36 protein-coding genes are annotated in these 26,229 nt (G+C 53.3%); 33 read left to right on the forward strand and 3 right to left on the reverse strand.

Annotated features, from left to right (window positions below):
* Window positions 1–103: 103 nt before the first annotated feature.
* The 10 genes from OGX66_RS14155 to OGX66_RS14200 all read left to right on the forward strand — a co-directional run bounded on the left by OGX66_RS14155 (window position 104) and on the right by OGX66_RS14200 (window position 5,594).
* Window positions 104–325, forward strand: a complete 222-nt coding sequence (locus OGX66_RS14155) for a helix-turn-helix domain-containing protein (protein WP_001247710.1) — start codon at window positions 104–106, stop codon at window positions 323–325.
* A 30-nt stretch (window positions 326–355) separates the two neighbouring features.
* Window positions 356–859, forward strand: a complete 504-nt coding sequence (locus tag OGX66_RS14160; RefSeq protein WP_286511695.1) for a phage regulatory CII family protein — start codon at window positions 356–358, stop codon at window positions 857–859.
* Window positions 860–868: 9 nt separating this feature from the next.
* Window positions 869–1,042: a phage filamentation protein Fil family protein gene (locus tag OGX66_RS14165; protein WP_286511696.1), complete on the forward strand. Its 174-nt coding sequence runs from the start codon at window positions 869–871 to the stop codon at window positions 1,040–1,042.
* A gap of 9 nt (window positions 1,043–1,051) precedes the next feature.
* Window positions 1,052–1,480: a hypothetical protein gene (locus tag OGX66_RS14170; protein WP_284903747.1), complete on the forward strand. Its 429-nt coding sequence runs from the start codon at window positions 1,052–1,054 to the stop codon at window positions 1,478–1,480.
* Window positions 1,480–1,881: a hypothetical protein gene (locus OGX66_RS14175; protein WP_003838010.1), complete on the forward strand. Its 402-nt coding sequence runs from the start codon at window positions 1,480–1,482 to the stop codon at window positions 1,879–1,881. The genes OGX66_RS14170 and OGX66_RS14175 overlap by 1 nt, the downstream gene beginning before the upstream one ends.
* A gap of 67 nt (window positions 1,882–1,948) precedes the next feature.
* Window positions 1,949–2,182 (forward strand): DUF2732 family protein, encoded by a 234-nt coding sequence (locus OGX66_RS14180; RefSeq protein WP_286511701.1) that lies wholly within the window; start codon window positions 1,949–1,951, stop codon window positions 2,180–2,182.
* On the forward strand, window positions 2,173–3,042 hold the full coding sequence (locus tag OGX66_RS14185; protein ID WP_286511703.1) for a DNA adenine methylase: 870 nt from the start codon (window positions 2,173–2,175) through the stop codon (window positions 3,040–3,042). The genes OGX66_RS14180 and OGX66_RS14185 overlap by 10 nt, the downstream gene beginning before the upstream one ends.
* Window positions 3,039–3,251 carry a hypothetical protein gene (locus OGX66_RS14190; RefSeq protein WP_286511705.1) on the forward strand — a complete coding sequence of 71 codons (213 nt, stop codon included), beginning with the start codon at window positions 3,039–3,041 and terminating at the stop codon, window positions 3,249–3,251. The genes OGX66_RS14185 and OGX66_RS14190 overlap by 4 nt, the downstream gene beginning before the upstream one ends.
* A gap of 1 nt (window position 3,252) precedes the next feature.
* On the forward strand, window positions 3,253–5,268 hold the full coding sequence (locus OGX66_RS14195) for a replication endonuclease (protein WP_286511942.1): 2,016 nt from the start codon (window positions 3,253–3,255) through the stop codon (window positions 5,266–5,268).
* 119 nt (window positions 5,269–5,387) lie between these two features.
* The gene (locus OGX66_RS14200; RefSeq protein ID WP_286511707.1) at window positions 5,388–5,594 is read left to right on the forward strand and encodes a hypothetical protein; all 207 of its coding nucleotides are present in this window, start codon (window positions 5,388–5,390) and stop codon (window positions 5,592–5,594) included.
* On the opposite strand, the gene OGX66_RS14205 is transcribed toward OGX66_RS14200, so the two are convergent.
* The 3 genes from OGX66_RS14205 to OGX66_RS14215 are packed head-to-tail and all read right to left on the reverse strand — an operon-like array spanning window position 5,568 to window position 8,721.
* A complete protein-coding gene (locus OGX66_RS14205; protein ID WP_012602735.1) occupies window positions 5,568–5,891 on the reverse strand; it encodes an Ogr/Delta-like zinc finger protein in 324 nt (107 codons plus the stop codon). The genes OGX66_RS14200 and OGX66_RS14205 overlap by 27 nt on opposite strands.
* Entirely contained in the window at window positions 5,888–6,949 is a 1,062-nt protein-coding gene (locus tag OGX66_RS14210; protein ID WP_286511709.1) for a phage portal protein, read from the reverse strand. Before OGX66_RS14210 ends, OGX66_RS14205 begins: the two co-directional genes overlap by 4 nt.
* Window positions 6,946–8,721 (reverse strand): terminase large subunit domain-containing protein, encoded by a 1,776-nt coding sequence (locus OGX66_RS14215; protein ID WP_048225943.1) that lies wholly within the window; start codon window positions 8,719–8,721, stop codon window positions 6,946–6,948. Before OGX66_RS14215 ends, OGX66_RS14210 begins: the two co-directional genes overlap by 4 nt.
* A 161-nt stretch (window positions 8,722–8,882) precedes the next feature.
* On the opposite strand from OGX66_RS14215, the gene OGX66_RS14220 reads away from it, so the two are divergent.
* From OGX66_RS14220 to OGX66_RS14325, 23 genes are all read left to right on the forward strand, one after another.
* Window positions 8,883–9,686, forward strand: a complete 804-nt coding sequence (locus OGX66_RS14220) for a GPO family capsid scaffolding protein (protein ID WP_286511711.1) — start codon at window positions 8,883–8,885, stop codon at window positions 9,684–9,686.
* 61 nt (window positions 9,687–9,747) lie between these two features.
* Window positions 9,748–10,770 carry a phage major capsid protein, P2 family gene (locus OGX66_RS14225; protein WP_003838043.1) on the forward strand — a complete coding sequence of 341 codons (1,023 nt, stop codon included), beginning with the start codon at window positions 9,748–9,750 and terminating at the stop codon, window positions 10,768–10,770.
* A gap of 3 nt (window positions 10,771–10,773) precedes the next feature.
* The gene (gene gpM, locus OGX66_RS14230) at window positions 10,774–11,475 is read left to right on the forward strand and encodes a phage terminase small subunit (RefSeq protein ID WP_286511713.1); all 702 of its coding nucleotides are present in this window, start codon (window positions 10,774–10,776) and stop codon (window positions 11,473–11,475) included.
* Between the two features lie 96 nt (window positions 11,476–11,571).
* A complete protein-coding gene (locus tag OGX66_RS14235; RefSeq protein ID WP_172616068.1) occupies window positions 11,572–12,024 on the forward strand; it encodes a head completion/stabilization protein in 453 nt (150 codons plus the stop codon).
* Window positions 12,021–12,527 (forward strand): phage tail protein, encoded by a 507-nt coding sequence (locus OGX66_RS14240; protein ID WP_048225937.1) that lies wholly within the window; start codon window positions 12,021–12,023, stop codon window positions 12,525–12,527. The genes OGX66_RS14235 and OGX66_RS14240 overlap by 4 nt, the downstream gene beginning before the upstream one ends.
* Window positions 12,524–13,231 carry a hypothetical protein gene (locus tag OGX66_RS14245; RefSeq protein ID WP_286511714.1) on the forward strand — a complete coding sequence of 236 codons (708 nt, stop codon included), beginning with the start codon at window positions 12,524–12,526 and terminating at the stop codon, window positions 13,229–13,231. Before OGX66_RS14240 ends, OGX66_RS14245 begins: the two co-directional genes overlap by 4 nt.
* Window positions 13,228–14,355, forward strand: coding sequence for a DUF2586 domain-containing protein (locus OGX66_RS14250; protein WP_286511716.1), 1,128 nt, complete (start codon window positions 13,228–13,230; stop codon window positions 14,353–14,355). Before OGX66_RS14245 ends, OGX66_RS14250 begins: the two co-directional genes overlap by 4 nt.
* Window positions 14,352–14,807, forward strand: coding sequence for a phage protein (locus OGX66_RS14255; protein ID WP_000044253.1), 456 nt, complete (start codon window positions 14,352–14,354; stop codon window positions 14,805–14,807). The genes OGX66_RS14250 and OGX66_RS14255 overlap by 4 nt, the downstream gene beginning before the upstream one ends.
* Window positions 14,808–14,816: 9 nt before the next feature.
* On the forward strand, window positions 14,817–15,110 hold the full coding sequence (locus OGX66_RS14260) for a phage holin family protein (protein WP_048225932.1): 294 nt from the start codon (window positions 14,817–14,819) through the stop codon (window positions 15,108–15,110).
* Entirely contained in the window at window positions 15,107–15,448 is a 342-nt protein-coding gene (locus OGX66_RS14265; protein WP_000175561.1) for a M15 family metallopeptidase, read from the forward strand. Before OGX66_RS14260 ends, OGX66_RS14265 begins: the two co-directional genes overlap by 4 nt.
* Window positions 15,448–15,828, forward strand: coding sequence for a hypothetical protein (locus OGX66_RS14270; protein ID WP_000017542.1), 381 nt, complete (start codon window positions 15,448–15,450; stop codon window positions 15,826–15,828). The genes OGX66_RS14265 and OGX66_RS14270 overlap by 1 nt, the downstream gene beginning before the upstream one ends.
* Window positions 15,758–15,946 carry a hypothetical protein gene (locus OGX66_RS14275; protein ID WP_096880779.1) on the forward strand — a complete coding sequence of 63 codons (189 nt, stop codon included), beginning with the start codon at window positions 15,758–15,760 and terminating at the stop codon, window positions 15,944–15,946. Before OGX66_RS14270 ends, OGX66_RS14275 begins: the two co-directional genes overlap by 71 nt.
* Window positions 15,933–16,190 (forward strand): putative phage tail assembly chaperone, encoded by a 258-nt coding sequence (locus tag OGX66_RS14280; protein ID WP_021293731.1) that lies wholly within the window; start codon window positions 15,933–15,935, stop codon window positions 16,188–16,190. Before OGX66_RS14275 ends, OGX66_RS14280 begins: the two co-directional genes overlap by 14 nt.
* A 47-nt stretch (window positions 16,191–16,237) precedes the next feature.
* Window positions 16,238–16,381, forward strand: coding sequence for a DUF6890 family protein (locus OGX66_RS24620; protein WP_370922079.1), 144 nt, complete (start codon window positions 16,238–16,240; stop codon window positions 16,379–16,381).
* Window positions 16,378–18,438 carry a phage tail tape measure protein gene (locus tag OGX66_RS14285; protein ID WP_286511719.1) on the forward strand — a complete coding sequence of 687 codons (2,061 nt, stop codon included), beginning with the start codon at window positions 16,378–16,380 and terminating at the stop codon, window positions 18,436–18,438. Before OGX66_RS24620 ends, OGX66_RS14285 begins: the two co-directional genes overlap by 4 nt.
* Window positions 18,435–18,764: a DUF2590 family protein gene (locus tag OGX66_RS14290; protein ID WP_286511721.1), complete on the forward strand. Its 330-nt coding sequence runs from the start codon at window positions 18,435–18,437 to the stop codon at window positions 18,762–18,764. The genes OGX66_RS14285 and OGX66_RS14290 overlap by 4 nt, the downstream gene beginning before the upstream one ends.
* Window positions 18,761–19,945: a baseplate J/gp47 family protein gene (locus OGX66_RS14295; RefSeq protein ID WP_286511723.1), complete on the forward strand. Its 1,185-nt coding sequence runs from the start codon at window positions 18,761–18,763 to the stop codon at window positions 19,943–19,945. Before OGX66_RS14290 ends, OGX66_RS14295 begins: the two co-directional genes overlap by 4 nt.
* The gene (locus OGX66_RS14300) at window positions 19,938–20,525 is read left to right on the forward strand and encodes a phage tail protein (protein WP_048998134.1); all 588 of its coding nucleotides are present in this window, start codon (window positions 19,938–19,940) and stop codon (window positions 20,523–20,525) included. Before OGX66_RS14295 ends, OGX66_RS14300 begins: the two co-directional genes overlap by 8 nt.
* 10 nt (window positions 20,526–20,535) lie before the next feature.
* On the forward strand, window positions 20,536–22,494 hold the full coding sequence (locus OGX66_RS14305; protein ID WP_286511726.1) for a phage tail-collar fiber domain-containing protein: 1,959 nt from the start codon (window positions 20,536–20,538) through the stop codon (window positions 22,492–22,494).
* Entirely contained in the window at window positions 22,494–23,078 is a 585-nt protein-coding gene (locus OGX66_RS14310; RefSeq protein WP_286511728.1) for a tail fiber assembly protein, read from the forward strand. The genes OGX66_RS14305 and OGX66_RS14310 overlap by 1 nt, the downstream gene beginning before the upstream one ends.
* On the forward strand, window positions 23,068–23,790 hold the full coding sequence (locus tag OGX66_RS14315) for a hypothetical protein (RefSeq protein ID WP_286511730.1): 723 nt from the start codon (window positions 23,068–23,070) through the stop codon (window positions 23,788–23,790). Before OGX66_RS14310 ends, OGX66_RS14315 begins: the two co-directional genes overlap by 11 nt.
* Window positions 23,762–24,307 carry a baseplate complex protein gene (locus OGX66_RS14320; RefSeq protein ID WP_003838080.1) on the forward strand — a complete coding sequence of 182 codons (546 nt, stop codon included), beginning with the start codon at window positions 23,762–23,764 and terminating at the stop codon, window positions 24,305–24,307. The genes OGX66_RS14315 and OGX66_RS14320 overlap by 29 nt, the downstream gene beginning before the upstream one ends.
* The gene (locus tag OGX66_RS14325; RefSeq protein ID WP_286511732.1) at window positions 24,307–26,010 is read left to right on the forward strand and encodes a hypothetical protein; all 1,704 of its coding nucleotides are present in this window, start codon (window positions 24,307–24,309) and stop codon (window positions 26,008–26,010) included. The genes OGX66_RS14320 and OGX66_RS14325 overlap by 1 nt, the downstream gene beginning before the upstream one ends.
* The last annotated feature ends 219 nt before the right edge of the window (window positions 26,011–26,229 follow it).

Consider the following 26,229-nt stretch of genomic DNA (forward strand, 5'->3'; position numbering starts at 1 on the left):
TATTGACACTTCTCGATTCGCGAATTAGTCTAGCTCCGAAAGTTGTTGAAGTTCGAATGTTAATGAGCGTTGCAGCGCTCAGCTGAACTGAGGAGTTTGCCTTATGCGTCCTAACATTACAATTACCATTCCCACGCCTTACCTCCCTATTGATGAATACTGCCGAATCACCGGTACGCCCATGGGGACAGCCCGTGACATGGTGCGTGATGGCCGTCTGCCGATTCGTGGCAAAGGCGATAAGCCCCGCGCCCGTGTTGAAATTAATATGGCCGCCTTGACCGTTCAGGCGTTAAGCGAATGCAACATTTCGCTTAACGCGTAATCAGTCTTACTGATTAGGGAGAGGCTAACAATGTTTGATTATCTCACCTCTAAACATGCGCATTTTGATGCGGCTTGCCGAGCATTTGCGATTGAGCACAATCTGGAAGATGTGGCCGCAGCAGTTGGCATGAGGCCGCAGATCCTGCGCAACAAATTGAATCCAGCACAGCCACACCGTTTAACCTGTGACGAGCTTTTAGCTATTACGGATTACACCGAAGATGCGCGTTTACTGGATGGAATGCTGGGGCAGATTAACTGCCTTCCATCCGTACCGGTGAACAATGCAACCGAAGGCAACATGCAGATGTGCGCACTGAGTGCCACAGCTTGTGTGGGCGCAATTGCTGGGGAAGCCGTATCTACTGGTCATATGACCGCTGCCCGCCGTACACAAATTCTGGATCGCGCTCGCGATGCAATCCGTAGCTTATCCGTGCTGGCTTATACCGTTGAAAGCCGCATCCAGTCTGCGCCCGTTCTGGCCGCAGCGGTGGATCTGGTGACGGCTAACGCCACCGGCTTAATGTGAGGGAGCACCATGAAAGCGTTTGTTACTTATCTGAAAAATGAATCACCGGCCATGCAGCTGCCAAGCGGTTCCACTGGTTGGATTGAATTGCCAAATGGCCAGCGCTGGAATCCTAGCCACATGTACAAATTCAATGGTCAGCAACTGCACCGTCCGTGGTGGCGTCGCCTGATGAGGCTATAGGGGGTTGTTATGGCGATTAGTCAGGAACAGCAACAGCGCGGACTTGATCAGCTTAAAAAGATTCGCCGCAAATACTTCAATACCAGCAGTGAGGCTGCTGACTGGTGGGACAAATTAACACCGGAGTGGCGCGGGGTTGTTCTCCATGCCGCCGCTGTTAATTCTGGAATGAGTGTATTCAAAGCCCACTTAAGCAAATGCTGCTGGCGGGAACTTTATGAACGCTTGGGCTATCGGGACATGATTCTGCTGCGCCAAGGCATTTCACGGGCGCGGTTAACGTTTGAAGGTTTCGGCAGTTTACGTGACAGCGATTTTTCGAAGCGCACCGCGAACCGCCCGATCAAAAAGGTACATCCCATTTATAGCAGTAGCGGGGTGCAGATGGTTATCGCACCTCACATCGTCCATAAGTTGCAACAACAGGGGAATCACTGATGGCCATTATTTCCGTTGAAGGTAAATCGCTAGGGGCTGAGCTGGCCGTGTGGGGGGTTCCTCATAATTACGCCGTGGCTTTTGCAGAGAAAAGTACCAGTAAAAATGGTCGCATTGCGTTGCATCCGTTCTTCTTTAATGACACTGAGCACATGACTAATCCACGTCACTGGCTGGCAATCAATGCCGCTTTCTGGTGCTGCGTGTACCGCGAGGCCGAAAGCAAAGAAGCACAGATTGAAGCGCTGGCCGGGATCCGAGCGATTTTCTATACAGCCGGAGCGCTGGGTGTTGGCGAGATTAAAGCACTGATCCAGGAGTGGTGGCGGACAACGTACGAGCTGCACCTTATTCCAGCACCGAACCATTCAGCCGTCACTGTACAACCCGCTTTTCACTAATTAACAACCTGAATTTTTTGGCCACAGCTTAGGTGGCCGGGGATTCTTTTGCCTTAAGGAAACCAAAATGCACATGACACGCCAGGATTTACCCGCAACAAAATCAGGTACTGACCTGCTGGCCATGCTCACCAAAGCCATGCAGGAAGGTAAAGCCGCAGCTGCTGATCTGTGTTCCATCCGCCTGGATAAGCTGGCCACCCATGCAGCCAATGAAGGTTTAAGTGCAACGGAAATTGTTGAGTTAATCCGCGAAGAAGCCGCAGCGATTTGCAGCAAAGGCGGTGCAGCATGGCAGTAAAAACTCCGCTTAAGTGGGTGGGCAGCAAAGCCCGCCTTATGCCGCAGTTGCTTCCCCATCTGCCGGAGGGTAAGCGCCTGATAGAACCTTTTGCCGGTTCCTGTGCTGTCATGATGAATACGGATTATGACGAGTACCTGATCGCTGATGTGAATCCTGATCTGGTAAACCTGTATAAGACGATGGCTTATCACACCGACGCGTTGCTTATTGAGCTGGAGGCTTTATTTTCTGCCGGTTCAGTAGGTGATGAAGAAAACCGGGCAATTTTCTATTACGCGGTACGTGATGCCTTCAACCAGTCCGGCAAATCCTTTGGTTCTGAATCTGTGGAAGCTGCGGCGCGTTTTCTTTATCTGAACCGTCACTGCTTCAATGGCCTGTGCCGATACAATCGCCGTGGGCAGTTCAACGTTCCGTTTGGTAAGTACAAAAAAACCTACTTTCCTGCTGATGAAATCCGCGCTTTTGCTGAAAAAGCGAAACGTGCAACGTTCATTACTGCCCACTATTCAGAAACGCTTGATTTGGTAAGGGACGGGCATGACGTTGTTTATTGTGATCCGCCTTACCTGACTGATACCGACAATTTCACCGCTTACCATGAGCGCGGTTTTTCGCACATGGATCAGGGACGGCTGGCGCGTAAGCTGCGTCGCCTGGCTGAGCGTGGGATTAGGGTTGTCGCGTCAAACAGCGATCTGGAAATGGTGCATTACCTGTATGCAGGATTTGACGCTGTGCGGGTAAATGCGCCACGCAGTGTGGGTGCAGCAGCTGCAAGCCAGAAAGTGACCGCAGAGCTGATTCTTAAGTCACCTGCAAACCCGGCGATCGACGTTAGGGCGGTGGTGGCATGATGGCGGAAATAATCACCGGCATTTATGCCTTGTTTGCCTGTATCACTTTCGTTTTTCTCTTATGGGACGAATGCCAGGATGAATTTGATCACGATGCTGAGGACTTAGGGTTAATCACTCTGAGTGCGGTTTTCTGGCTACCGCTGGTAGCGTCCGTACTTGTGGCTTTCCTGATAGATTTCTGGCGCAAGTGGGTTAACCGTGGTTGATATGCTGGAGCCTGGCCAACACCACGCCGTCAATGCCTGGCGGCGTGAAACCTTTGCGCCTGGCACTCCTTCAGATGCAACGATCACAGAACGCCGTTTGTGGGCTGTAAACCCACAGGATTATGAATGGCGTTCCCTGTACCTGCATGAAATACCCGACTGGTTAGCCGGGTATTTTGGCAACCGTTACGAAAAGCTGCTGGCTGGCCGTGACGGGCGTCGCCGTGCCAATACATTCCTGCGTAAAACTATCGGCGGGAATGTATTGCCACGTCTGCGCAAAGTGGCTGCACGTTACAAACTGGCCGCTGATGCACTTGATCTTCCTTTCGGTAAGTCGCTGGAGCGACTACCGTCACTTGACCGCCCGGAACTCAAAAAACTGGCTGGCCAGATATCTGGCTGGATCTCCCAGTCACTGTATGACTTTACCGATCAGTTTGTGGGCAGCACTGACGATGCCGCAGAGCTGCGCCGCCGTACGCTGGAGTCTTACCGCCATTTATGCACATGTTCCCTGATGCTGAACAATCAACCGCCGTACTGGGCAGAGCATGAAGCTAATGGCGGGCAACTGGAAACGCGTAAGGCTGAATCCGGGATTCTTCGCATGATGGCACCTGAATGGTGGTATCTGCGTCTTAAGCGGGCGCGTGATATGCAGCGTGAGCATATGGCCATTGCCGTGGGGCAGGTACAGAAAGCCGCCAGTGCTTATGTGTCCCGTAAAACCCTGGGTGAATGGATAGACCAGAAAAAGCGGAACCTTGAGTTCTTCAAAAAGTTTGACCTGCTGAATGATGAAGGGCTGCGTATTGCGCTGGACAGCATGGTGCACCGCAGCGTTGCTAATCCGGCGATCCGTCGCTGTGAGCTAATGGTAAGAATGAGAGGATTTGAAGATATGGCCAATGAAGAAGGGCTGGCCGGTGAGTTTTACACCATCACTGCGCCATCGCGATTCCATGCGGTACACAGCAAAGGGGGCTTTGTTTCACAGTGGGATGGCTGCACCCCGCAGGACACCCAGCGCTACTTATGCGGTGTATGGGCGAAAGCCCGCGCCGCTATTTCCCGTGCTGGTATCCATGTTTTTGGTTTTCGTGTGGTAGAGCCTCACCACGATGGGACACCGCACTGGCACATGCTGCTTTTTATGCGTCCTGGTGATGTGGATACCGTGCGCGATATTCTTTGCTATCACGCCAGAATTACCGACTCCGAAGAACTGCAAACGCCAAACGCGCTAAAGGCACGTTTCCATGTTGAAGCCATCGATCCCGCTAAAGGTTCGGCTACGGGTTACATCGCCAAATACATATCCAAAAACATTGATGGGTTTGCGCTGGATGGTGAGCAGGACGACGAAACAGGGGAGAACCTGCGGGATATGGCCAAGTCCGTTTCTGCATGGGCTTCACGCTGGCGCATTCGCCAGTTTCAGCAGATTGGCGGTGCGCCGGTGACAGTTTGGCGCGAGTTGCGCCGGTTACGTGATCAGGTGCTGACTGACCGCAGAATGGATGCGGTTCTGGCTGCTGCGGATGTTGGGGACTGGGCGGCATACACCCAGGCGCAGGGTGGCGCACTGGTTGCCCGTCGTGATCTGGTTGTTCGTCTGGCTTATGAAATCACAGAGCAGGGCAATGAATACGCAGAGGACGTGCAGCGCGTTCAGGGTGTCTATTCTCCATTGATTCCAGATTCAGCGGTATGTACGCGCCTGGTGAAGTGGCAGAAGGTTGCGAAGTTGGCCGAAGCGCCAGCGGAGGCGGGTTTTTCTGGCGGCAACGCCGCCCCTTGGAGTTCTGTCAATAACTGTACGGAGGGTGGAACCCGCAGACGGTTAAAACTGGAATTGCGCAGCCGGGGTTTTGATGGTTCTGACGATGAAATAGCCATTCTCATGCGGGGTAGTGGTTTGAGATTTGGCCAGGTGGCATTGATTTACCGTAATGGCCGGTTGCAAGAGACACGAAGCGAGCCAATGCACGAGCTGTGGCCGGGGTGGTTGTAGCGGTATAAATCTGTGTAACACGTTAATTTGTCAGTAGATGGCAGGAAAATACATTTCACAATTTGTGCTTTACGGTGTACTGTATGTATATACAGTGATATATTGTTTGTGGGGGCTAAATGGATCTTTTGGAAGCGTCGGCACAGCTGGAGCGCATTGAGTTATTGGCCAAAATTGCCCATGTGTACGAAAGTAACCAGAGAGAAAAAACAATCGCTTTGGCCTGGATTGGTGAGATTGCTGGAGAAATGCGGAAGATGGTCAGAACAGAAGCTAAAAACCCCCAGGAAGGGGGCTTATCAGGCGGCGGGAGTCGCTTTCAGTAGGTCTAATGCCATTTGGCGCTGGTCGGGTGAAAGTGCATTCAGTATTTTCTGCACCATCGCATCACCCGTTTTCGCGCTGGGGCTGAGAGTGTGGGAGAACGTCAGATTCATCACAAACGTATGGCCACACTCCACATCTGAACAGGCGCAGTAAATATCCGCAATCTGCCGGTGCTTCCGGTTTGTTTTACGAATAACAGCCTTTGAGCCGCATTCCGGGCATTCGATTTTCAGAACTCGCATATTCCATGCTCCAGCTGTTAAATGATGCCTGGATTTTAGCCTTTTTCGCCTCATGCCGCATCCTTATCCGCTGATTCTGTGTAACTTAAATCAAAGTGAAGGTGCAGACGTTCCGGTATTTCGGGATCGTTGTTAACAGCGGTCATAAACCGGCGCTGAATAGGCGCTATCTCGCTTTTCTTGTAAATCCTTTCTGCCTTTTCAACATCCCCCAGGCCGGCTGTGTTCTGCGGGACAATTCCGGCCAGCCCAGCAGGAAAGCGGTGCGCGTTGAGAATGTCCTGCGCACTGATGTTTTTGATGTTGGCAAATTCATCTTTTGCAGAGATATCCCCCATTTCAATGAACTTGATCGCGTCCCCATCCCCGCCAGGAATGTTCACCAGAATGGTGGAGAAGTTGCCGATACCTTTGCTGTCACGCAGCTGCTGTTCAATTTCTTCTTCCATTTCATCCGTCATACTGGGATCGCGCGTGTAGAGAATGCCGCCAGTATGGGCACCGTTGTGGTAGTAGCGGCGGCGGAAAATTACGGCTTCACTGTTAAGCAATGCCGAGTGTACGCCGCCGATATAGTCGGGCAGCCCGTAAATATGCTGCTGCGGGTCGTACATCTTGATAAAAATGATATCTTCCTGCGGCCATACCTGCGGTTCACCGTCCTGCAATACCACATAATCGCCGGGCTGGTCTGTGGCGTTGTCCCTGACTTTGCGGCGGCGAATATACAGGCCGGGTAAAGGTTCCAGGGCAATCACATCCCCCCATCCGTTGCGGATTTTGCCAATCGCAATATCCCCGAAGGTTGTATAGTCGAACGCCGCGGCTTCCAGCTGGTCGTAAGTCAGGCCACCGCCCAGATAATCAGACACAATCATATTTTTCCGGGCGTGGATGATGCCGCCATGCTGACCGTTCAGATTGATAAGCTGTGCCAGTGCCAGCCGGTCAATCGGCTGGGTAAAGTGATCGGCTGCATTGTCGTACCAGATATCGCGATAATCCGTGCCGGTGGTCAGGACAGGTTCCGGTTTGCCGAATGTGATGATGCTCATTTTTTTGGACTTATCGCCGCGCGGGTTGCGCTTAACGAAGCGGTTTTTCTTACTCATGCAGCCTCTTTCCTTACACCCCAGCGGGATTTCGGTTTGTTTTCGTAGTTGAGTGGTTCGTTATGCAGTGCGTGGGTAATGGCCCAGAACGCCTCTGCGTGGCCAGTGTCCTGGCTGCGGTCAGCGACAAATGTCATGGCGTTACCGCTTTGCGTGGTGGTGCGGCGTACAGCCATAAAGCTGGCCGGGATCTCTTTCAGGTTTTTGTCCCATTCAATACGCTGGCTTTCCACCACGTCCGCCGCTTTCAGAACCAGCTGATTTTTCGTGTTCATGTCGTAACGAATGGCGACGGCCACGCGCATGGCAAAATGCTGGATGTTGTCAAAAACACCCTGGCCAATGCCGGTAACGTCCACTCCCAGATAGGTGAAGTTATATTTTTTAAACAGGAGTTCGATCTGCCTGGCCTGATAGCGGAAGTTCATGCCCTTCCAGTTAATGACCTTCAGAACGCGGAATTTCTCTGCGGCGTACATCGGCGGGGCAATAATCACAAAACACGACAAATCGCCGCTGCGTGCCGGGTCAAAGCCTCCCCATACAGGCCTGTCACCAAATGGCCGCGCAGCGTCCGGGTTGTGATCCTGCCAGGTGTCCACCTCCACACCGCAGGCTTCCAGGTCAGAAAAGCTGAATACGGAATCCTTGCTGTCCACGAACACGCACATATAGAGCATGTTGAAGGTGGCCGTGTTGTAGCGGTTGCGCAGCTTCTCGATGTTGGCCAGGTTGAAGCCGCCCGCAATGGCATCCTCCATCGTGATGACATAGCGCCACTGACCGTCCGGGCAAAGCCGTCCGCCGTTGCGCATTTCATCAAAGGACGGGAACTGGGCGGCCGCGCGTTTTTTGCTGCCCTGTTTCCATTCTTCACCCGTCCAGAACGGGTAAGCCTGGTGCGTTTTGGCTGAGGGCGTTGAAAAGTAGGTGGTACGCCATTTGTCATGGGTGGCCATTGCGCTGGCCACTTCGTTAAGCCGGGCGAAGTTAGGCACCCAGAAATATTCGTCACAGTACAGGTGGCCACTGTAGGACTGTGCCGTGTTTTTGTTGGTTGAGAGAAAACGCAGTTCAGCACCGTTGCTGAGGCGGATCGGGTTGCCGGTCAGCGTGATGCCAAAATACTGCTCTGCAATGTTGACGATGTAAGACCGGAAGTATTCCGCCTGGACTTTGGAGGCAGACAGGAAGATTTGCGGATCGCCTGTCATGACCGCGTTTTCAAAGGCTTCAAATGCAAAATACCAGGTGGCACCAATCTGGCGGCTTTTAAGGATGTTCCTGACCTGCTGGCCAATATTCCTGCGCAGGTGTTTCTGGTATTCAAAAAGATGTTCTTCCGCCCAGGTGTCAAAATCCGCCTGAGTCAGAGAAGAAATATCGTTTTTCCTGTTTTTGCGTTTGGGGCGGGGTTCATCGTTGTTGCTGTCCCGCGCAGCTGCCTGCCCGTTACTCTGGCCGCTGGCCATCTTTTCTTTATGCTTATTGCTTTGAGCACGCAGCTTTGTGGCGTGGGCAATCAGCATGTCCATTTCTTTCAGGTCGAGATCGGTTTTATTATCGCGGCTGGCCAGCAGCTGGTAGCGGCGTTCGATTGCCTCCTCTGTGCTTTCAAAACTGAGTAAATCAGCCCAGCTGTATTTCTCAGCCCAGTAGTAAACGATCCGCGCATTCGGCAGATTTAATTCTGATGCAATTTCTTTGGGCGTATAGCGGCGCAAATAAAGTGCGCGGACAACGCCTTTTAGTTCTTCTGAGTATTTAGCCATGCGGATAATTATGCCGTGGCTGTTATGAAAAAACGGCGGTGTTAATTCGCGTCTGTTCGGTAATACGTGATAACCGAACTGTTCAGAATAAAGCGTGATGCGGTGTTGGTTTTATTTGGCAATAATTGATTTGCAGCGTCGGTGAATAAATCAGGGGGGATATGTCGCATTTAAAAACTGACTGGCTGTGTGTTGCTACCGAAGGGGATACCGTTGACGGCAGGGATATTAAACGCCAGTGGATTATCGATATGGGGGAAACCTATGACTATAACCACTATGTCGCTCTAATCTGGCCAGAACACGAGGATGATTGCGGTAATTTTGGGGAGGTACTGGAAGCCACCTGGCATGATGGTGAGGACGGACTGGCGCGGCTTTACGTCAGCCTTTGCCCGAATATGCGTTTGATATTCGCCAACCATGAAGATCAGCTCTTGTTCTTCTCGATTGAACCGGCAGAAAACTGGCGCGGTAGTGGGCGTACATACCTCAAGGGGCTGGCGGTTACAGATACTCCCGCCAGTGTTGGCACCACACGGCTGCGCTTTAGTAGTCGGCGCAAAAAATTATCTAGGCAGGGATATTACAGTTGTGTGATTTCCCGTGACGGAAAAATTAAACAGGAAATTCGAATGAAGAACTGGCAAAAATTGTTTGGTATTAAACCGAAGTTTGAAGATGAAACACCGCCTGATGATACCGCGCAGGGTGATGATAAGTTACAGGCACTGGCCAACGCGGTAAACGAACTGGAAGGCCGTGTGGCTAAAATTGAAAATCAGCTGAATGATGTTCAGGGTGATGTGGATACCATTGCGGAAGTGGTCGATACCGAAGAATTTGCGGCTATTCGTGATAATGCAAAAGATATCGTTAAACGTTTTAACGATCTGGGTAATAAATCCACCCGTACACCAGGGCGCAAGATTTCAGAAAAAGCGGGTAAATTTAATTTCCTGTAATACGTTCTGACGTTAATTAGTACAAAACATTTTTATTATCGCTTAATCGCGAGGGAGTTTTATGCACCTTAATAATCGTGCACGGGATTTACTGGATAAATATTCGAGTGGTATGGCGCAGCAGTTTGGCGCACGTGATACCAGTCGTTATTTCTCCCTGAATGACCCGCAGGAAAACGCGCTGCGTCTGGCGCTGCTGGAGTCCGTGGAGTTCCTGAACATGATCACCTGTCTGGATGTTGACCAACTGAGTGGCCAGGTGATTTCTGTCGGTTCCTCCGTGCTGCATACCGGCCGAAGTGAAAATGGCCGCTTTGTTCGTCAGGTTGGCGTGGACGGCAATGACTATTCACTGGTTGAAACGGACAGCTGTGCCGCACTGCGCTGGGATCTGCTTTCGGTCTGGGCCAATGCCGGTAAGGACGAAAACGAGTTTTACAACCTGGTCCAGGCTTTTACCACACAGGCGTTTGCGCTGGATATGCTGCGTATTGGTTTTAACGGTAAGAGCCGTGCCAAAACGACGAATCCAACGGATAACCCGAACGGCGAAGATGTCAACATCGGCTGGCATGAGCGTATGAAAACGCTGCTGGGTGGTAATCAGATTATGACCGATCCGGTCGTGCTGGATGAGGCCGGGGATTACAAGTCACTGGATGCAATGGCTTCAGACCTGATTAACGCCAAGATTCCTGCCCAGTTCCGCAATGACCCGCGCCTGGTGGTTCTGGTCGGTGCCGATCTGGTTGCTGCTGAACAATACCGACTGTATCAGGCCGCAGATCGCCCGACTGAGAAAATCGCGGCGCAGATGCTGGGCAGCACCATTGCTGGCCGTCCTGCTGTTATCCCGCCGTTTATGCCGGGTAAACGTATGGTCGTCACACCGCTTTCTAATCTGCATATCTACACCCAGCGCAACACCCGCATGCGTAAGGCGGAATTTGTTGAAGACCGTAAGCAGTTCGAAAACAAATACCTGCGTAATGAAGGTTATGCGGTTGAAGTGCCGGAGCTGTACGCGGCCATTGATGAATCTGCCGTGACCATCGGCAAGGTTTCCGAACCAGCAGAGGGCTGATAAATGGCACTTTCTCCCGCGCAGCGTCACAGCCAGCGCATTGCGATGGAACAAAAGCTGAAACGCAGCCAGGCACTGGAAACCACAGAAAGCATGCACCTGCTGATTAAGGCGCTGGAAGCGGATGTGGAACATTGCCGTAACCTGCCGACAATCGCTGATCGCGTTGAGTTTAAACGGGATGTGTTGCTGCCGCGCTGGACACCGACTGTGGATGCTTATCTGGAAAGCGGGCAGGTGTACGCCAACCCGGTATTTGCCTGGTGTGTTATCTGGCTGTTTGACGTGGGCGATCTGGATAAGGCGCTGGACTGGGCTGACATTGCAATCAGCCAGCAGCAGGCAACCCCGGATCGGTTGCGCAGCAATTTTCCTACGTTCGTGGCCGATACGATGCTGGCCTGGGCGCAGGAAACATCAGGGCGCGGGGAAAGTGTTGAACCGTATTTCTCCCGCACATTTGAGCGTGTCGCCAGTACCTGGCGGCTGCATGAACAGGTCACGGCCAAGTGGTTCAAATTCGCTGGGTTGAGGCTGCTGCGCAGCGAAGATGGCCAGACAACGGCAGCGAGTGTCGATGATATCGAAACGCTGGAGAAAGCCGATCAACTGCTGGCCACCGCAGAAAAATACTATTTAAAAATCAGCGTCAAAACGGCACGGCAGACGATTGCCGCCCGTATCCGAAAACTGACGCAGGGGTAAAGACTACCGCAAGCCAGGCGGACGCGGTGGAGGGCAGAACACTCCGTGTGTCACTGTGCCGTGGAAACCGGTCAGTCCGCCTTTTTCGGGGGAATTATGTTTAGCGGAAAACCGCTGGATTATCAGGATGAACCGCTGACGAATAACGGGTTCTGGCCGGATCTGAATCTGAAGGACTTTCAGGCGCAGCGGTCACTGCCAGCCGATATCGACGCGGACACCATCAGTCAGGCGCTGCTGGCCGCTGTCGCGGAGGTGAATGCCGAGCTGGAAAACGTTGAGGCCAGCTGGAAAGCAAAAGGCCACACGCTGGCGGCAGATGTTCCGGGTGTCAGCATGGGCGGGCTTAACAGCCTGTGCGCCCAGTACATGAAAGCGGTATTTGCCAGGGCAAAAGCGGATTTGCTGGGGGAGTTCGCCACTGTCGGGCGGCGTGAAACCCATCCGGGGCAGGAGAGTATGGAAACCCGCGCCGGGTTACTGGCTGAGGCTTCAGTAGTGATCCGCCGCATGAAGGGGCTTAAACGGGCAACGGTGAAAAAAGTATGAGCCAGACGCAGCTTGAGAGCCTGACTGCATTTTTTCAGCAAAACGTGCCGCCGCGCGCCATGCAGTCATTTGACAGTGTGCTGGATGAAATGAAGTTCATCCCTGCCGCGAAGGATTACGGACTGGGGCAGTACCGCCAGGCGGTGATTCGCTATGACGCGGTAATCAGCTGGCAGCGTTTCCCGTATCGCCTGTGTCCGCCGCAGTTGCTCATGTCGCTGCTGGCCGCGTGGCTGGATGAGGCTGACAGGGAATTGCTGGATGAAGTCGGCCTGACTGAAGCTGAGCCGGACTGGGATGTGTCAGTGGAGGATGAGGAAACCGCCACCATTGTGCTGACGGTACCAATGGCGGAAGAACTGGTGATCAGGGAGGACGAAAACGGGGTGATCCCGTGGCAGGGAAAACGCTGGTCGCTGGTTAACCCTGAAGTCTGGATAGCGATCACCGCCAATATTTATGGCGTGGATGAAACCGGTGCGCCGGTAGGCGGTAACGAATGATTGCCGGTGGCGAGCTGAATAAAAAACAGCTGGCAGAGTTGCGTAAATCCCTGGCCAGCATGGAGCTGCCGCCCAAAAAGCGCCAGCGTCTTATCTGGAGGCTGGCCAAATATGGCGTGATTGCCGCAGCAAAACGGCATGTCCGCAATCAGGAAGCACCAGATGGTCAGAAATGGCCAGGGCGTAAAACGAAGCGCAAAGGAAAGATGCTGCGGAACCTGCCAAAACTGCTGCATATCCGTGAAATGCCAGAGATTCAGGCGGTGCGGATTTATTTGCAGGGCGGTGGCTACCGGAACGGGGAAGCGCCGGTACCGGCCGGGACAGTCGGATATGCGCAACAAAATGGGATGCACGTCAGTGTCAGCCGTCGCAGCCAGCCACGGAAGGTGGAGGCCGGAAAAATGGCCACGCCAGCCCAGGCCAAAAAACTGCGGGCGCTGGGGTACCGGGTACGCACCGGTAAACGCTGGAAAAAGCCCACGCTGGGCGAGTTAACCCAAACGATGCCATACAGCCGGGCGGGGTTACTGATTCGAAAACTCAGCGGTAAGGCGGTGAAAACCAGCTGGACAGTGGATCTTCCTGCCCGTGTCTTTCTGGGCATGAGTGACGATGAATTTGATAACGCGCTGGCGCGTCAGCTTCAGGCCATCGGCTTTGGCTGGGATGTTAAGGCGCAGGATATTAAGGGGAAAGCATGACCTGGCCAAACGTGACCGTGAACCAGGTAAACCAGCTGCTGGGTGAAACCAATGAAGTGGAACGCACGCTGCTGTTTATCGGTACGGGTACAAAAAATGTGGGGAAAACGCTGGCGGTGAATGCCCAGAGTGATTTTGATGCACTGCTGGGAGAAGGGAAAAGCCCGCTGAAAAGCGATGTTCTGGCGGCACTGGCAAACGCCGGTCAGAACTGGTGGGCATTTATTCATGTGCTTCCCGCAGATGCTGAGGACGATGCCTGGGTGAAAGCGGTTCTGGCCGCACAGGTGGTGTGTTCGGTGGAAGGGGTAGTGCTGTCCAGTGATGTGACGGCCAAAGCCCCGGTGAATCAGGCGGCGACGTTACGATCCACGCTGATTTCTAAATATGGGCGCTGGGTGTGGTTCATCCTGGCCGTGCAGGGAATGCAGGAGGAAGAAGCCCAGGCGGATTACCTGACCCGTGTGTCTGCCATTCAGGATGGTATTGCAGAGAAGGCGGTGCAGCTGGTTCCGCGTCTGTGGGGAAATGAGCCGGGTGTGCTGGCTGGCCGTCTGTGCAGTCGTGCCGTGACTATCGCAGACAGTCCCGCCCGTGTGAAAACCGGGGCGCTGCTGAATCTGGGCAGTGATGAAATGCCGGTTGATGGTACCGGGGCGGTTCTGGAGCTGGCCACGCTTCAGGCACTGGAAGCGCAGCGCTTTAGTGTACCGATGTGGTACCCGGATTATGACGGCTTTTACTGGGCTGACGGGCGAACGCTGGATGTGGAAGGCGGCGATTACCAGTCTATTGAAACCCTGCGTGTTGCCGATAAAGCGGCGCGTCGTGTACGTCTGCTGGCTATCAGCAAAATTGCGGATCGTTCACTGAACAGCACACCGGGCAGTATTGCTGCACACCAGACGCTGTTTGCACGTCCACTGCGTGAAATGTCCACGGCGGCCAGTATCAATGGCGTGTCATTTCCGGGGGAAGTGAAGCCGCCGCAGGAGGGTGATGTGACCATTGTCTGGAAGAACAAAAAGACGGTGGATATTTATCTGGTGGTACGCACCTGGGAAGTCCCGCTGCAAATCACCATCAGTCTGTTACTGGATGCCAGTCTGGAGGGCGCTGCATGAGCAAACGTATTTCGGGTATGTCGTTTGATACCTATCTTGACGGCGATCTCATCCACATCGAGAAAATCACACTCGATATCACGGATAACAGCGCCGCCGCCCAGACCCGTGGTGTGCCGGATGGCCATGTTGATGGCGATGTGGCCGCAGAGGGAGAAATTGAAGTCAGTTCCAAAGTGCTGGGTGTACTGACGGCCAAAGCCCGCGCCGCAGGTTCATGGCGTGGTATTCCGCCGCTGGATTTTCTTTTCTATGCCAAAGCGGGCAGCGAAGAAATGAAAGTGGAATCGTTCGGCAACAAACTCCAGCTAAGTAATCTGCTGGATATCGATCCAAAGGGCGGCGGTGTGGCGACACACAAAATCAAATATTTTGTGACCAGTCCCAAGTTCGTGAACATCAACGGTGTGCCGTATCTGGAAGCGGAAGCCACGGAAAACCTGATCGGATAGGGGGCAGGGATGCAGGACTATGAGAAAGGGTTTATTGCCCTGGCTGTGATGGGGGCGCTGATTGCGCTGGGCAAAATGTTGAGCAGTGGGGAGCCGATAACTCTGCGGCTGGTTGCGGGGCGCGTCATTGTCGGTAGCGCCCTGTCGGTTGCGGCAGGGGTGGCACTGTACTTTGTCCCGGATATTCATCCACTGGCGCTGGCCGGGATTGGTTCCGCGCTGGGTATTCTCGGTCTGAATGGCGTTGAAGCCTGGCTGCGCCGAAAGGGGATCGATTTTTTAGGTAAAGGGGGCAGCAAGTGACGTTAAGTGAAAAGCAGCAGCTGTTTACTGTCATGGTGGCCAATCTGATCCACTGGGCGGAAGAACGCGGCTACCGGCTGACGTTTGGCGAAGCGTACCGCACCCCGGAACAGGCGGCGCTGAACGCGAAGAAGGGCAGCGGTATTTCGAACAGTCTGCACACCCAGCGTCTGGCCGTGGATTTTAACCTGTTTGTTAATGGTCAGTACCAGACCCGTACAGAGGACTATCTGCCGCTGGGTGAATACTGGGAATCACTGGGCGGAAGCTGGGGCGGGCGCTTCAAATCCAGACCGGATGGTAATCATTTCAGCCTGGAACATAACGGGGTGCGCTGATGAGTCACGCGCAGTGGCTGGTTGTGGTGGCGCTGGCGTTTGTGTGGGGCTGGCTGACCGCTGACTGGCGGCGCGACAGTCTGGAGCTGGCAATCAACACGGCGGCGCAGGTGGCAGGAAATGAATCGCGAAAGGTGATGCAGGGCATTGCCAGTGATTCCGCCAGGGAGCTGGAAGATAAACTGGAGGCGCTAAGAAATGCGCAACCGCGAGAGATCCGCACGGAAGTGCTTAAGCCGGTTTTTACTAACAGGTGCCTGTCTGATGAGTTTGTCAGCATGTACAACAGCGCCGTCGCCGGTACCGAACGTGCGTTATCAGGAAAACCTGAAAACACGATGCGCCACGCAGCTGCCGCGCCTGAACGGGGCAACAGGTAAAGATGCAGCGGAACTGCTGACTGTTTACCTTGAAATATATGGCCAGTGTGCGGCGCGTCATAATCAGTTAGTCGATGAAATTAATTTAAGAGAGCATGTTATTTATGGAACAAATTAAACTGAGTGTTTGTGGTGCGGATATTGTTTTTGAACCTAATCAGACTGCCTACAATAAACTGATTAATGAAATGGCGATGGATAATAAAGTTGCACCTGCAAATAATTATCTGATGCGTATTGTTACCCCGGAAACGAAAGAAGCACTGATTGACGTATTAAAACGTCCGGGTGCAGCACTGCAACTGGTCAGTAAGGTTAATGATATTTACGCGCCTGAACTGGAGATTGAAGTAAAAAACTGACAAAGCGAGTCCATGATATTGAACGAAATGGACTCGAACAGTATTTAATTCTTCGCCGTCATTATTTACCTCATGGTCAGGATTCTGTTGACGATATTGCCGCCGCTATATGGCTGGATAACCGTCACTGGGAATATACGGGAATAGCCGTGGCTAATGGCGTGGCTAAAGCATTTAAAGGCACTGAATGAAACAGTTAGATTTTACATTAAGCCTTATTGATAAATTGTCCCGCCCGTTAAAACAGGCGCAGGGCAACGTAACGGGCTTTGCTGAAAAATCAAAAGAAGCCTTTATGCAGATTGGCGGCGGTGTTCTGGCGCTGGCGGGTACAGGGATGGCCATTAAAGGTGCGCTGATGCCCGCCATTGAAATGTATGACGCGCTGAATGATGCGGCCGCAAAAGGGATCGATGATTCTGCTCTTAAGGCCGTTCAGCGTGATGCGCTGCGCTTCAGTACAACCTACGGTGCCAGCGCGGTGGAGTTCGTCCAGTCCACGGAAAGTATAAACGCCTCCATTGCCGGGCTGACCGGGAATGAGCTGCCGAAAGTGACGAAAGTCGCTAATACCCTGGCGTTTGCGCTTAAATCCACCGCTGCGGAAACCGCTGAGTTTATGGGGCAGATGTTCGGTAACTTTTCCGCCGATGCCAACCGGCTGGGCAAAGTTGAGTTTGCTGAACAGCTGGCCGGAAAAATGGTGTATATGCGCAAAACCTTTGGCACGGAAATGGCCGCTATCAAGGATTTGATGGAAGGGGCGCGCGGCGTGGGTACTAACTACGGCGTGGGGCTGGATGAACAGCTGGCCGTGCTGGGACAGCTTCAGCGGACACTGGGCACGGAAGCCAGCAGCGCTTATGAAGGCTTTATGACCGGAGCCATTGAGGGCGGTAAAAAGCTGGGGATGTCCTTCACGGATTCCACCGGCAAAATGCTGTCCATGCCTGAAATGCTGATCAAGTTACAGGGCAAGTATGGCAAAAGCCTGGAAGGGAATCTGAAAGCCCAGGCTGAACTGGATGCGGCATTTGGTGACAGTTCGGCTGTGGTGAAACACCTTTATGGCAATGTGGCGCTGCTTCAGCGCAATATCACAGAACTGGGCGGTGCTGACGGTCTGAAGCGTACCCAGGAAATGGCGCAGAAAATGGTGAAGCCGTGGGATCGGTTTGTCGCAATCCTGAAGGCTATCCAGACCGTAATCGGCCTGACGTTGATCCCGGTGCTCTATCCGGTTCTGAACCGCCTGGCTGATATGGGACAGACCTTTGCCCGCTGGATGCAGCTGTTTCCCAACATTGCGCGTGTTGTCGGGTATGCGGCAATGGCCTTACTCAGCTTTGCGGCTGTGGGCGCAGTCGCCAACATCGTGATGGGTGTCTCCAGATTCATCATGATGGGGTTGCGCGGGATCTGGGTGGCGCTGACGGCCGTCACGAAGGTCTACACCGCTGCTGTCTGGCTGGGGAACATTGCTGTGATTGCCTGGAACGCCACGCTGAAATTTCTGCGCGGTACGTTGCTGGCGGTTCGTATGGCGGCAATGATGGCCGGGATAGGTATCAATCTGATGAGCTGGCCGATCCTGCTTGTGATTGGTGCCGTTGCCTTACTTGCTGCCGGTTGCTGGCTGTTGATTAAACACTGGGACACGGTAAAGAACGCGGTCATGGATACCGCTGCATTTCAGGCATGCGCCAGGGTAGTGGCATGGCTTGCCGGTGTGTTTGCTTCAGCCTGGCAGTTTATCAGCGAAGGCTGGAACAGTTTTATTTCCATGCTGACCGGGTTTTCTCCTTCTCAGGCATTAAGCGGACTGGCCATGGGCATTGTGTCATTGTTTGATAATGTCTGGCTGTCGGTTAAAAACGGCTTTCTGAAATCATGGAACTGGATTGTAAGTAAATTAAATAATATTCCGGGTGTTGATATTGAACTGGCGGGCGCTGCTTCAGCAGGTATCGCTAAAAATGAAACAGCGGTGTATCCGGTACCGGAGTTAAAACAATCCGCGAAAGCTGAAGGCGCACTTCCTGCGGTGACGCAAAATAGTTTCACCCCAGACAGGCTTTTAACCGGAGGCGAATTAAAAGGTATTGAGAAGGGCGGAATTACCAAAACGATTAACAGTAATGCTAAGTCCGTGACCGACAATAGCCGGAAAATTGACACGGTAAACATTTATCCGAAAGAAATGATTACACCCGGTCAGTTAATGGAATTTCAGGAGCTGGGCGCATGAGTGAGAGCCTTTATATTGATTTGCTTATTCAGGGCGGCGATTTTGTTCTGAATACCGGATATGAACCTGAACTGTGTAATAACCGTAAAAGTATCGGACAGGACATTATTCATTCCATTATTGAAAGCGGGCTGGCAACGGAACTGATTGCCGAACGCAGCCCAACAATGCGGGCGGATATTTTTACCCGTATGGAATTACTGATTGAAGATGATGAACGGATTATTCCGGGAACAGTGGAAATCAGGGAGGAAAGCCAGAAACGATTATGGATAACGGCCAGCACCTATGACTTTGGCGGTATTTCTGCGCAGGTGGATTTATGACGGAAAAACCGCAGGTTGATTTTGAGGAAGTGGTGAAGGCCAGCGGGATGCCGGTGACGGAATCTGAAGTGCGGGATCGCTTTAATGCGATTGCGGCTGAGGAGGGCATGATCACTAACACATCCCGTATGTCACCGTTCTGGCGGTTAATTACGGCCATTGTGACTGCGCCGGTGATGTGGCTGAAAGAGGTTCTGGTGTCCACGGTGCTGGCCAATATGTTTGTGGCCACGGCCAGCGGGAGCATGCTGCGCCTGTTGGCCTGGGCGGTGAACGTGACGGCGAAACCTGCCAGCGCTGCGCAGGGTGTGATCCGTTTCTTTAAGGAAGATGCCAGAGCCGTTGTGACGGTGAAGGCCGGAACGGTTATCCAGACTGAACGCATCAACGGCAGGGTGTACGAACTGGCGACCACGGGCGATGTGGTGATCCCTTCCGGCACGGCCAGCGCCCTACTGCCGGTGAAAGCCACCGGAACCGGGGGAGCCTATAACCTTGCGCCAGGGTATTACCGCATTTTGCCTGTGGCCGTGGATGGTATCAGCCATGTGGCCAGCGAGGAAAACTGGCTGACGGTGCCGGGTGCCGATGAAGAAAGCGATGATGAACTGCGTGAACGCTGCCGCAACCAGTTCAATCTGGTGGGCAATTACCACACGGATGCGGTTTACCGTTCAATGATTGCCGGTGTTGCCGGGCTGAGTATTGACCGGATTTTCTTTGAGCATGAAGCGCCGAGGGGACCGGGTACCGCAAACGCCTATCTGTTGCTGGACAGTGGGGTGGCTTCCGCACCGTTCGTGAATGCGGTGAATGATTACATCAACACACAGGGACACCACGGCCACGGCGACGATATGCAGTGTTATGCCATGCCGGAAACCCGCCACGATCTGGTCGTGACGGTGTACGTCAGAAATCTGGCCAACCTGACAGACGACGAACGGAACAGTCTGAATGCCGGGATTGAAAACATGATCCGCTGTGCTTTTCGTGAAAACGCTGATTTTGACGTCAGAAAAACGTGGCCATATTCGCGGTTCTCGTTTTCTCAGCTGGGACGGGAGATCCACAAAACCTTTGCGCTGGCGGATTCGCTGTCCTTTTCACTGGGTGACATTACCAGTGAGCTGAATGTGCCGCGCCTGAAGTCACTGGTAGTGAGTCTTGAGAATGAATGAGTTCATGAAAAAGCTGGCCGGGATGGTGCTTCCCTCCTGGATGAATCAGGGGGAGCCGAACAAGCTGCTGAAAACAGCCCGGCGATTCTGGGCGGAGGTTTACGGCTGGATAACCTGGCCACTGAACCAGTTTGATCCGCTGACCTGCACACCGGCATTACTGAACCTGCTGGCGTATGACCGGGACATAACCCGCTTTGATGGTGAGCCATTGAGTCTGTTCCGCAAACGGGTGGCGTTTGCCTTCGTGAATGCGCGTGATGCCGGTTCCGTTGAGGGATTTATCAACATCTTTGAACGGCTGGGCATTGGATATGTGGAGCTGCGGGAGCGTCAGCCGGGTATTGACTGGGATGTGATCCTGGTACGTGTGACAGACAGCCAGATAGCGGACAACACGCAGCTGCTTATCCAGATAATCCGACAGTACGGGCGAACATGTCGCCGCTATCAGTTTGAAGTGATCACATCGGAAAAAATGGCCATCAGAGCCGGATGGGATCAGGGGGAATATGTGGTTTATCCGGCTTCGTTAGCAGGGACGGAAACCCGAAGCGCGACATTCAGCGCAGGTTTGTAAGGAGTTTTATATGTCACAGACAGCTATCACGCTGGCGTTTGAACACTGGAAAGCGCAGCAGGGTGCGACTGGTGAGCCGGTGTTACTGGATGAATTTGTGTTTGCGAATGTGCCAGGGCTGAACCCGGATATTCCCGTTGATCGTAGTGAAGCACTGCCGCCTGTGGAGCAGATTGTGCACCGGCAGCCTGTTACCCGCACTGGCGTGGTGAATGAAAATGGCGTGGTGTATTCCGCCGTTCTGGGCGCTGACGTGGGCGATTTCAGTTTCAACTGGATCGGACTGCTGAACAAGGCCAGCGGCACCCTGGCCATGATTGTTCATGCGCCTGTGCAGCAAAAGCTGAAAACAGCGGAAGGGCAACAGGGGAACGTGCTGACACGTTCGTTTCTGATGGAGTACAACGGCGCACAGGCCGAAACCGGGATTAATACACCGGCTGAGACCTGGCAGATTGACTTCACGGCGCGTATGGCCGGAATGGATGAACGCCAGCGCCTGGAAAATACGGATATTTACGGGGCTGCGGCATTCTTTGGCGATGGCTGGCTGGTCGGTAAAACGGGTAATCAGTTTTTTGTCACCAAAGGCACCGGCTATGTGGCGGGGCTACGTACGTCACTGGCTGCAAATCAGAATATCACCGTGACAACCAAGCCGGTCAAAGTCTGGCTGGATGTGTGCTGGACGGGATCACTGACCAGTGTGTGGAATGCCCAGTGCAAAATCACCGTGGCGGAAAACCTGACGGATTACGTGCAGAACGGCGTACAGCATTACGTGTTTGCCGTGGCCAGCATTGATGTGAATGGCAATATCACGGATTTACGGCCAAAAGGAACGCTGAACGAACAACAGGCCAGCGACGCACTGAAAAAGCATGAGCAGTCACGAAATCATCCTGATGCCTCAACCAGTGAAAAAGGGTTTGTGCAGTTAAGTAGTGCCACGGACAGTAATTCCGAAAAGCTGGCCGTCACGCCAAAGGCATTAAAAGCGGTGAATGAGAATGCAAATGGTCGCGTTCCGTCAGAAAGGAAGGTTAACGGGCATGCGTTGACCGCTGATATCAGTGTCACGGCACAGGATATTTTTGAAGGCCAGTGTATTGAAATTGGTCCGGGTCAGGATCTGGATAATTACCAGTCACCGGGCCTGTATTTTCAGCCAGCAAATGCTAATACCAGCGCAGCATTGCATTACCCGGAAAATAACGCCGGTTCCTTGATGGTTTTAAAAGGCGCAGGGATAACGCAGGTTTATCGCGTGTACAGCAGTTCGCGAAGCTATTCGCGGAGCAAATATTCTACGCAAGCATGGACACCGTGGACACCGGATGATGGTTTTCCTGTTGGCGCGCCGATTCCGTGGCCATCCGATACTGTTCCACCCGGTCACGCCTTAATGCAGGGACAGCCTTTTGATAAATCAGTCTATCCGTTGCTGGCAGTGGCGTATCCATCCGGCGTTATCCCTGATATGCGAGGCCAGACAATAAAGGGCAGGCCTGATGGTCGTGCGGTCTTGTCTCAGGAGCTGGACGGTATTAAGTCACACGACCACGGCGCAACGGTCGCAGCTACCGACCTCGGAAGCCGTGACACCACCGGATTTGATTACGGTAATAAATCTGTTTCGGCTTTTGACTATGGAACTAAAACAACAAACAACGGAGGCAACCACGCCCACGCAGTAGATGTTTATTATCTCAACACTTCACAGCAGTTTGCGAAAGTGGGTGCCGGTGGTCAGTGGGCTGGCGGGGCGGGAACCCAGGCAACTTATGCAGGTGGGGATCATGCTCATTCTGTCTACATTGGTGCGCACGACCACATTGTTGGAATCGGAGCGCATGCCCACTCTGTCTACATTGGTGCGCACAGCCATGGAGTGACCGTTTCGCCGTCTGGTCAGGCAGAAAACACCGTAAAAAACACCGCATTTAACTACTTAGTGAGGCTTGCATAATGGCTTTTAAAATGACCGATTCCAACCGGGTAATCACAATCTATAACCTTTCATCTTCGACGAATGAATTTATTGGTCAGGGTGATGGTTATATTCCGGCAAATACCGGATTGCCTGCTTTCAGTACAGATATTGCCCCGCCGTCAGCGCCGGAGGGGTTTATTGCAGTATTTAATTCTGATTCTAATAAATGGTCACTGGTTGAAGACCATCGCGGGAAAATTGTTTACAGCATCCACACGGGGGAAGCAACCACAATTAGCCAGTTAGGCGCACTACCGGATGATGTTGTTTCCATTGCGCCCGAAGGCCATTTTATGAAATGGGACGGGAAAAAATGGGTACATGATACGGAGGCGGAAAAAGTGGCGCAGGTTACTCAGGCGACGCAGCAAAAAGAAAGTCTTCTGGCGCTGGCGGCATCAAAAATTGCCCCCTTACAGGACGCAGTTGATCTTGATATTGCAACAGAAGCGGAAGCGGCACTTTTACTGGCGTGGAAAAAATACCGCGTTTTACTTAACCGCATAAATCCAGATGATGCGCCTGATATTAGCTGGCCGGAGGTGCCTGATGTGGCGTGAAGCGCGTCTGGCGTTTACTGACTCACTGGCCGCGCTGAATTGTTCCGTTGTTCCGGCGCATCCGTGGATAAACGGTCTGGGGCAGCAGACGGATAACGGGGCATATCTCAGCCCGGTGAACGCCGTCCGCTATCTTGCTAAAAGGCTGGCCGGAACGGGCGGGAATGCCGATGTGATGATCATGATGGTGACAGGCCAGACGCATGAGAATTTTATGACCCGTCTCAACGGTCTGGTCGATGTTTTCCCTGCACCGGCATTCACTCAGGTAAAACGTCTGGCACAATCCGCAGCGGCGCTGTCCATCGAAAAAATGCAGATCCCCGCTAAAACCGGGGCGGGGTTGGTGGCCATTCCGCTGTCTGTGCCAACCAGCAGGGCGGCATTGTCTGCGGCGGCTGTCAGCCAGGCACAAAAAGCGGCCAGTGCGGGATTCAGCCTGGACGGATTAAAGCAACAAATGGGTGAGTTCGCGCAGCTGCGCGACAGCCTGATCAGTGATGTGGCCAGCGGGCTGAATGATTTGCAGGGGAAAAGTGCCAGAGCATGGGTGTTTACCAGCACCGGCGATACGGCCACCACGCTGCTGGAACTGGTAAAGGATATCCCGCAACCGTCTGCCGTCTATACCGCGGCGGTGATGCTGGTCGGTGACAATCTGGATGGAATAAAGGGAATGATTCATGACTTCGATCCCAACACTGGCGCTTAATGGTGAGGCTATCCAGCTGAAAAACATGCGCGTGACTGTATCGCAGCAGTTTCAGGATAAAGACCAGTCCGGCCAGACAAGCGCCACAACCAAATCAGAACAGGGGGCAAAAGGGAAAGAGCTGCGTATCAGTGGCGAAATTCCGTTTAAAAGCCCGGAGATCCTGAAGCGTATTTTTGAACTGGCCAGCGCCACGGATGCCGGAGGAAATCGCCAGAAATATCGTGTTGCGCATGAAGTGGCCAGAGCCGTGAATTTTCGCGAGGCGACATTCAGCGGGATGCTTGATGCCCCGCAGCAGGACGGGAAAATGGCCTGGCTGGTCACATTCACCCTGGCAGAACATATCAGCGTGCAGGAAAAGCGGGAAGCCAGGGCAACAGGCAAAACGTCTGCCAAAAAACAGACGGCCGGTAATGCGGGACAATCCGGCGGCCAGAGTGCCGGGGAAGATGAAGAAAAACTGACGTGGTTTGAAAAACGGGTGCTGAAACCCGTCAATGATGCTTTGGGTTAATGATGAAACCAGTTAAACGCCTGTACCTTTCAACGGATGACGTTCACCTGGCGGATGCCAGCCTGGTGCTGGAGCTGAACAGCTGCGGCCGGGGATTTATCACTGCACAGACAACTACGGATTACACCGGGAAACTGGTGCGGCTGGATGTGGGATACTCCGATCTCCTTTTGCGCTGGTTTACCGGCTATGTGGAACGCGCACAACCCGCCGAAAATGGTTTTCAGCGTCTGTTTGTTCGCGAGCTGGTCGGCGTATTTGAAAGGATGTGGCCATGTTCATTTCAGCATCCCACTTTGCGCAAGGTAGCCAGCTGGCTGGAGGAAAACAGCGGAATTGCTGTCAGTGTGCCGGATGCCCCTTACAGCGATAAACCGATCCCCCATTTCACCCATAACGGCACGGGTTATCAGCTGCTGAATAATCTGGGCAGGGCGTTCAGTATCCCGGATTACATCTGGTACCAGCTGCCGGATGGTTCCCTGTATGTGGGCGGCGCGGAAAAAGCGATGTTTGCCGGTCGTCCGGTCGATATCCCGGCAGAGTTCAGCCAGGGGGCGGCGGGCGGTAATTCCATTACGTTGCCAGTGATCCAGAGTCTGCGGCCGGGTGTGGAGCTGAACGGGGAGCGCGTGACCAAAGTACATCTGACCAATGACACAATGGCTGTCACCTGGACACCCAGAAACCGCGCGACAGGTCAGCCATTACAGAAAACACCGGCACAGCGCCAGATTGAAAGCCATTACCCGGAACTGGCTTCCGGGCTGCACCTGCCAAAGCTGGCCAGAGTGGTGGCACCCAGCGAGGCGGTGAAAAGTGGTAATTTTGCCGATCCGTTCCGGCCGCGCTATGCCGTTGATGTGCAGCTGCTTGATGCAGACGGCAACCCGGATAACCAGACGCCGGTTTATTCTGCGGTGCCGCTGCCGGTACCTATGGCCGGGAATGACTCCGGCATGTTCCAGTTCCCGCCAGAAGGAACACTGGTTGAAGTTGCGTTTACCGGAGGGCGCCCGGATAAACCGTTTATCAGGCAGACGCTGCCGGATGGTACCAGTCTGCCGGATGTTAAACCCGGTGAGCAGCTGCAACAGCAGCGGGCGGAAGTGTCGCAGCGTGTTACCCAGGCTGGCGACTGGGTGAGACAGACCGATCAGACCATCAGCGAAACATCGATGGCGCGGACGGTTAAAGCCGATACGGAACGGCGCGATCTGATCAGCCGTGAAACGACGGTTAAAGCCACTGACAAAACCACGGTGCTGGGTACCGCCACCCTGCTGGCCGGAGCCATTCAGCAGGTCAGTGCAGGGGATTATAGCCAGGCCGTGAAAGGCAACAGGTTGGCCAGCATTGAAGGGAATGACGAAACTGACATAACCGGGAAACAGTCCACTAAGGTGGCCGGAGCCGTGGATGTTGATGTGGGGGGAACCCTGACTGAAAAGATTGCCGCATTGCGTAAATCGTTGGCGGCGGGCGGTCAGCAGATTATGGGGCCAACCGTCCATATTGGAAGTGAGAGCGTCAACACCCTGACCATGATGCTGGACACTATTGATTTACTGGCAGAGTTGGCGCAGCAATGTGCGAGCCATTCACACCCCAGCGTTGGTACGCCAACCAATGCCGGAGCATTTACCCAGACGGCAGAAAAGGCAGGTCAGACCCGGAGTAAGTACCAGAAAATAATCGCCTGATCATCCCATCAGCCCGCGCATAATGCGGGCTTTTTTGTACCCATTCCCAGACCTCACCAGACGCATTCTAAGCGCTTCTTTTATCTGACCACTACCGCGCAACACCACAAAAGGATCTGTGCTATCACGTGACGCTGACGGCGCTACACGCTGACAAAATAAATCTTTCGCAGACAAAAACGGCACTACACCGCACCCGCCTGCGGTTTCTGGATCGAT

Origin of the sequence: Citrobacter sp. Cf072 (assembly GCF_030334485.1) — a bacterium.
GTDB lineage: Bacteria > Pseudomonadota > Gammaproteobacteria > Enterobacterales > Enterobacteriaceae > Citrobacter > Citrobacter freundii.

Coding starts and splice junctions, on each gene's coding strand:
- OGX66_RS14185 (WP_286511703.1), top strand. CDS start 2,173: ATGGCAGTAAAAACTCCGCTTAAGTGGGTGGGCAGCAAAGCCCGCCTT.
- OGX66_RS14240 (WP_048225937.1), top strand. CDS start 12,021: ATGAGCCAGACGCAGCTTGAGAGCCTGACTGCATTTTTTCAGCAAAAC.
- OGX66_RS14235 (WP_172616068.1), top strand. CDS start 11,572: ATGTTTAGCGGAAAACCGCTGGATTATCAGGATGAACCGCTGACGAAT.
- OGX66_RS14200 (WP_286511707.1), top strand. CDS start 5,388: ATGGATCTTTTGGAAGCGTCGGCACAGCTGGAGCGCATTGAGTTATTG.
- OGX66_RS14260 (WP_048225932.1), top strand. CDS start 14,817: ATGCAGGACTATGAGAAAGGGTTTATTGCCCTGGCTGTGATGGGGGCG.
- OGX66_RS14160 (WP_286511695.1), top strand. CDS start 356: ATGTTTGATTATCTCACCTCTAAACATGCGCATTTTGATGCGGCTTGC.
- OGX66_RS14290 (WP_286511721.1), top strand. CDS start 18,435: ATGAGTGAGAGCCTTTATATTGATTTGCTTATTCAGGGCGGCGATTTT.
- OGX66_RS14155 (WP_001247710.1), top strand. CDS start 104: ATGCGTCCTAACATTACAATTACCATTCCCACGCCTTACCTCCCTATT.
- OGX66_RS14205 (WP_012602735.1), bottom strand. CDS start 5,891: ATGAGGCGAAAAAGGCTAAAATCCAGGCATCATTTAACAGCTGGAGCA.
- OGX66_RS14300 (WP_048998134.1), top strand. CDS start 19,938: ATGAATGAGTTCATGAAAAAGCTGGCCGGGATGGTGCTTCCCTCCTGG.
- OGX66_RS14270 (WP_000017542.1), top strand. CDS start 15,448: ATGAGTCACGCGCAGTGGCTGGTTGTGGTGGCGCTGGCGTTTGTGTGG.
- OGX66_RS14210 (WP_286511709.1), bottom strand. CDS start 6,949: ATGAGTAAGAAAAACCGCTTCGTTAAGCGCAACCCGCGCGGCGATAAG.
- OGX66_RS14325 (WP_286511732.1), top strand. CDS start 24,307: ATGATGAAACCAGTTAAACGCCTGTACCTTTCAACGGATGACGTTCAC.
- OGX66_RS14180 (WP_286511701.1), top strand. CDS start 1,949: ATGCACATGACACGCCAGGATTTACCCGCAACAAAATCAGGTACTGAC.
- OGX66_RS14310 (WP_286511728.1), top strand. CDS start 22,494: ATGGCTTTTAAAATGACCGATTCCAACCGGGTAATCACAATCTATAAC.
- OGX66_RS14175 (WP_003838010.1), top strand. CDS start 1,480: ATGGCCATTATTTCCGTTGAAGGTAAATCGCTAGGGGCTGAGCTGGCC.
- OGX66_RS14320 (WP_003838080.1), top strand. CDS start 23,762: ATGACTTCGATCCCAACACTGGCGCTTAATGGTGAGGCTATCCAGCTG.
- OGX66_RS14315 (WP_286511730.1), top strand. CDS start 23,068: ATGTGGCGTGAAGCGCGTCTGGCGTTTACTGACTCACTGGCCGCGCTG.
- OGX66_RS14195 (WP_286511942.1), top strand. CDS start 3,253: ATGCTGGAGCCTGGCCAACACCACGCCGTCAATGCCTGGCGGCGTGAA.
- OGX66_RS14255 (WP_000044253.1), top strand. CDS start 14,352: ATGAGCAAACGTATTTCGGGTATGTCGTTTGATACCTATCTTGACGGC.
- OGX66_RS14215 (WP_048225943.1), bottom strand. CDS start 8,721: ATGGCTAAATACTCAGAAGAACTAAAAGGCGTTGTCCGCGCACTTTAT.
- OGX66_RS14305 (WP_286511726.1), top strand. CDS start 20,536: ATGTCACAGACAGCTATCACGCTGGCGTTTGAACACTGGAAAGCGCAG.
- OGX66_RS14285 (WP_286511719.1), top strand. CDS start 16,378: ATGAAACAGTTAGATTTTACATTAAGCCTTATTGATAAATTGTCCCGC.
- OGX66_RS14250 (WP_286511716.1), top strand. CDS start 13,228: ATGACCTGGCCAAACGTGACCGTGAACCAGGTAAACCAGCTGCTGGGT.
- OGX66_RS14245 (WP_286511714.1), top strand. CDS start 12,524: ATGATTGCCGGTGGCGAGCTGAATAAAAAACAGCTGGCAGAGTTGCGT.
- OGX66_RS14225 (WP_003838043.1), top strand. CDS start 9,748: ATGCACCTTAATAATCGTGCACGGGATTTACTGGATAAATATTCGAGT.
- OGX66_RS14295 (WP_286511723.1), top strand. CDS start 18,761: ATGACGGAAAAACCGCAGGTTGATTTTGAGGAAGTGGTGAAGGCCAGC.
- gpM (WP_286511713.1), top strand. CDS start 10,774: ATGGCACTTTCTCCCGCGCAGCGTCACAGCCAGCGCATTGCGATGGAA.
- OGX66_RS14190 (WP_286511705.1), top strand. CDS start 3,039: ATGATGGCGGAAATAATCACCGGCATTTATGCCTTGTTTGCCTGTATC.
- OGX66_RS14165 (WP_286511696.1), top strand. CDS start 869: ATGAAAGCGTTTGTTACTTATCTGAAAAATGAATCACCGGCCATGCAG.
- OGX66_RS14220 (WP_286511711.1), top strand. CDS start 8,883: ATGTCGCATTTAAAAACTGACTGGCTGTGTGTTGCTACCGAAGGGGAT.
- OGX66_RS14170 (WP_284903747.1), top strand. CDS start 1,052: ATGGCGATTAGTCAGGAACAGCAACAGCGCGGACTTGATCAGCTTAAA.
- OGX66_RS14280 (WP_021293731.1), top strand. CDS start 15,933: ATGGAACAAATTAAACTGAGTGTTTGTGGTGCGGATATTGTTTTTGAA.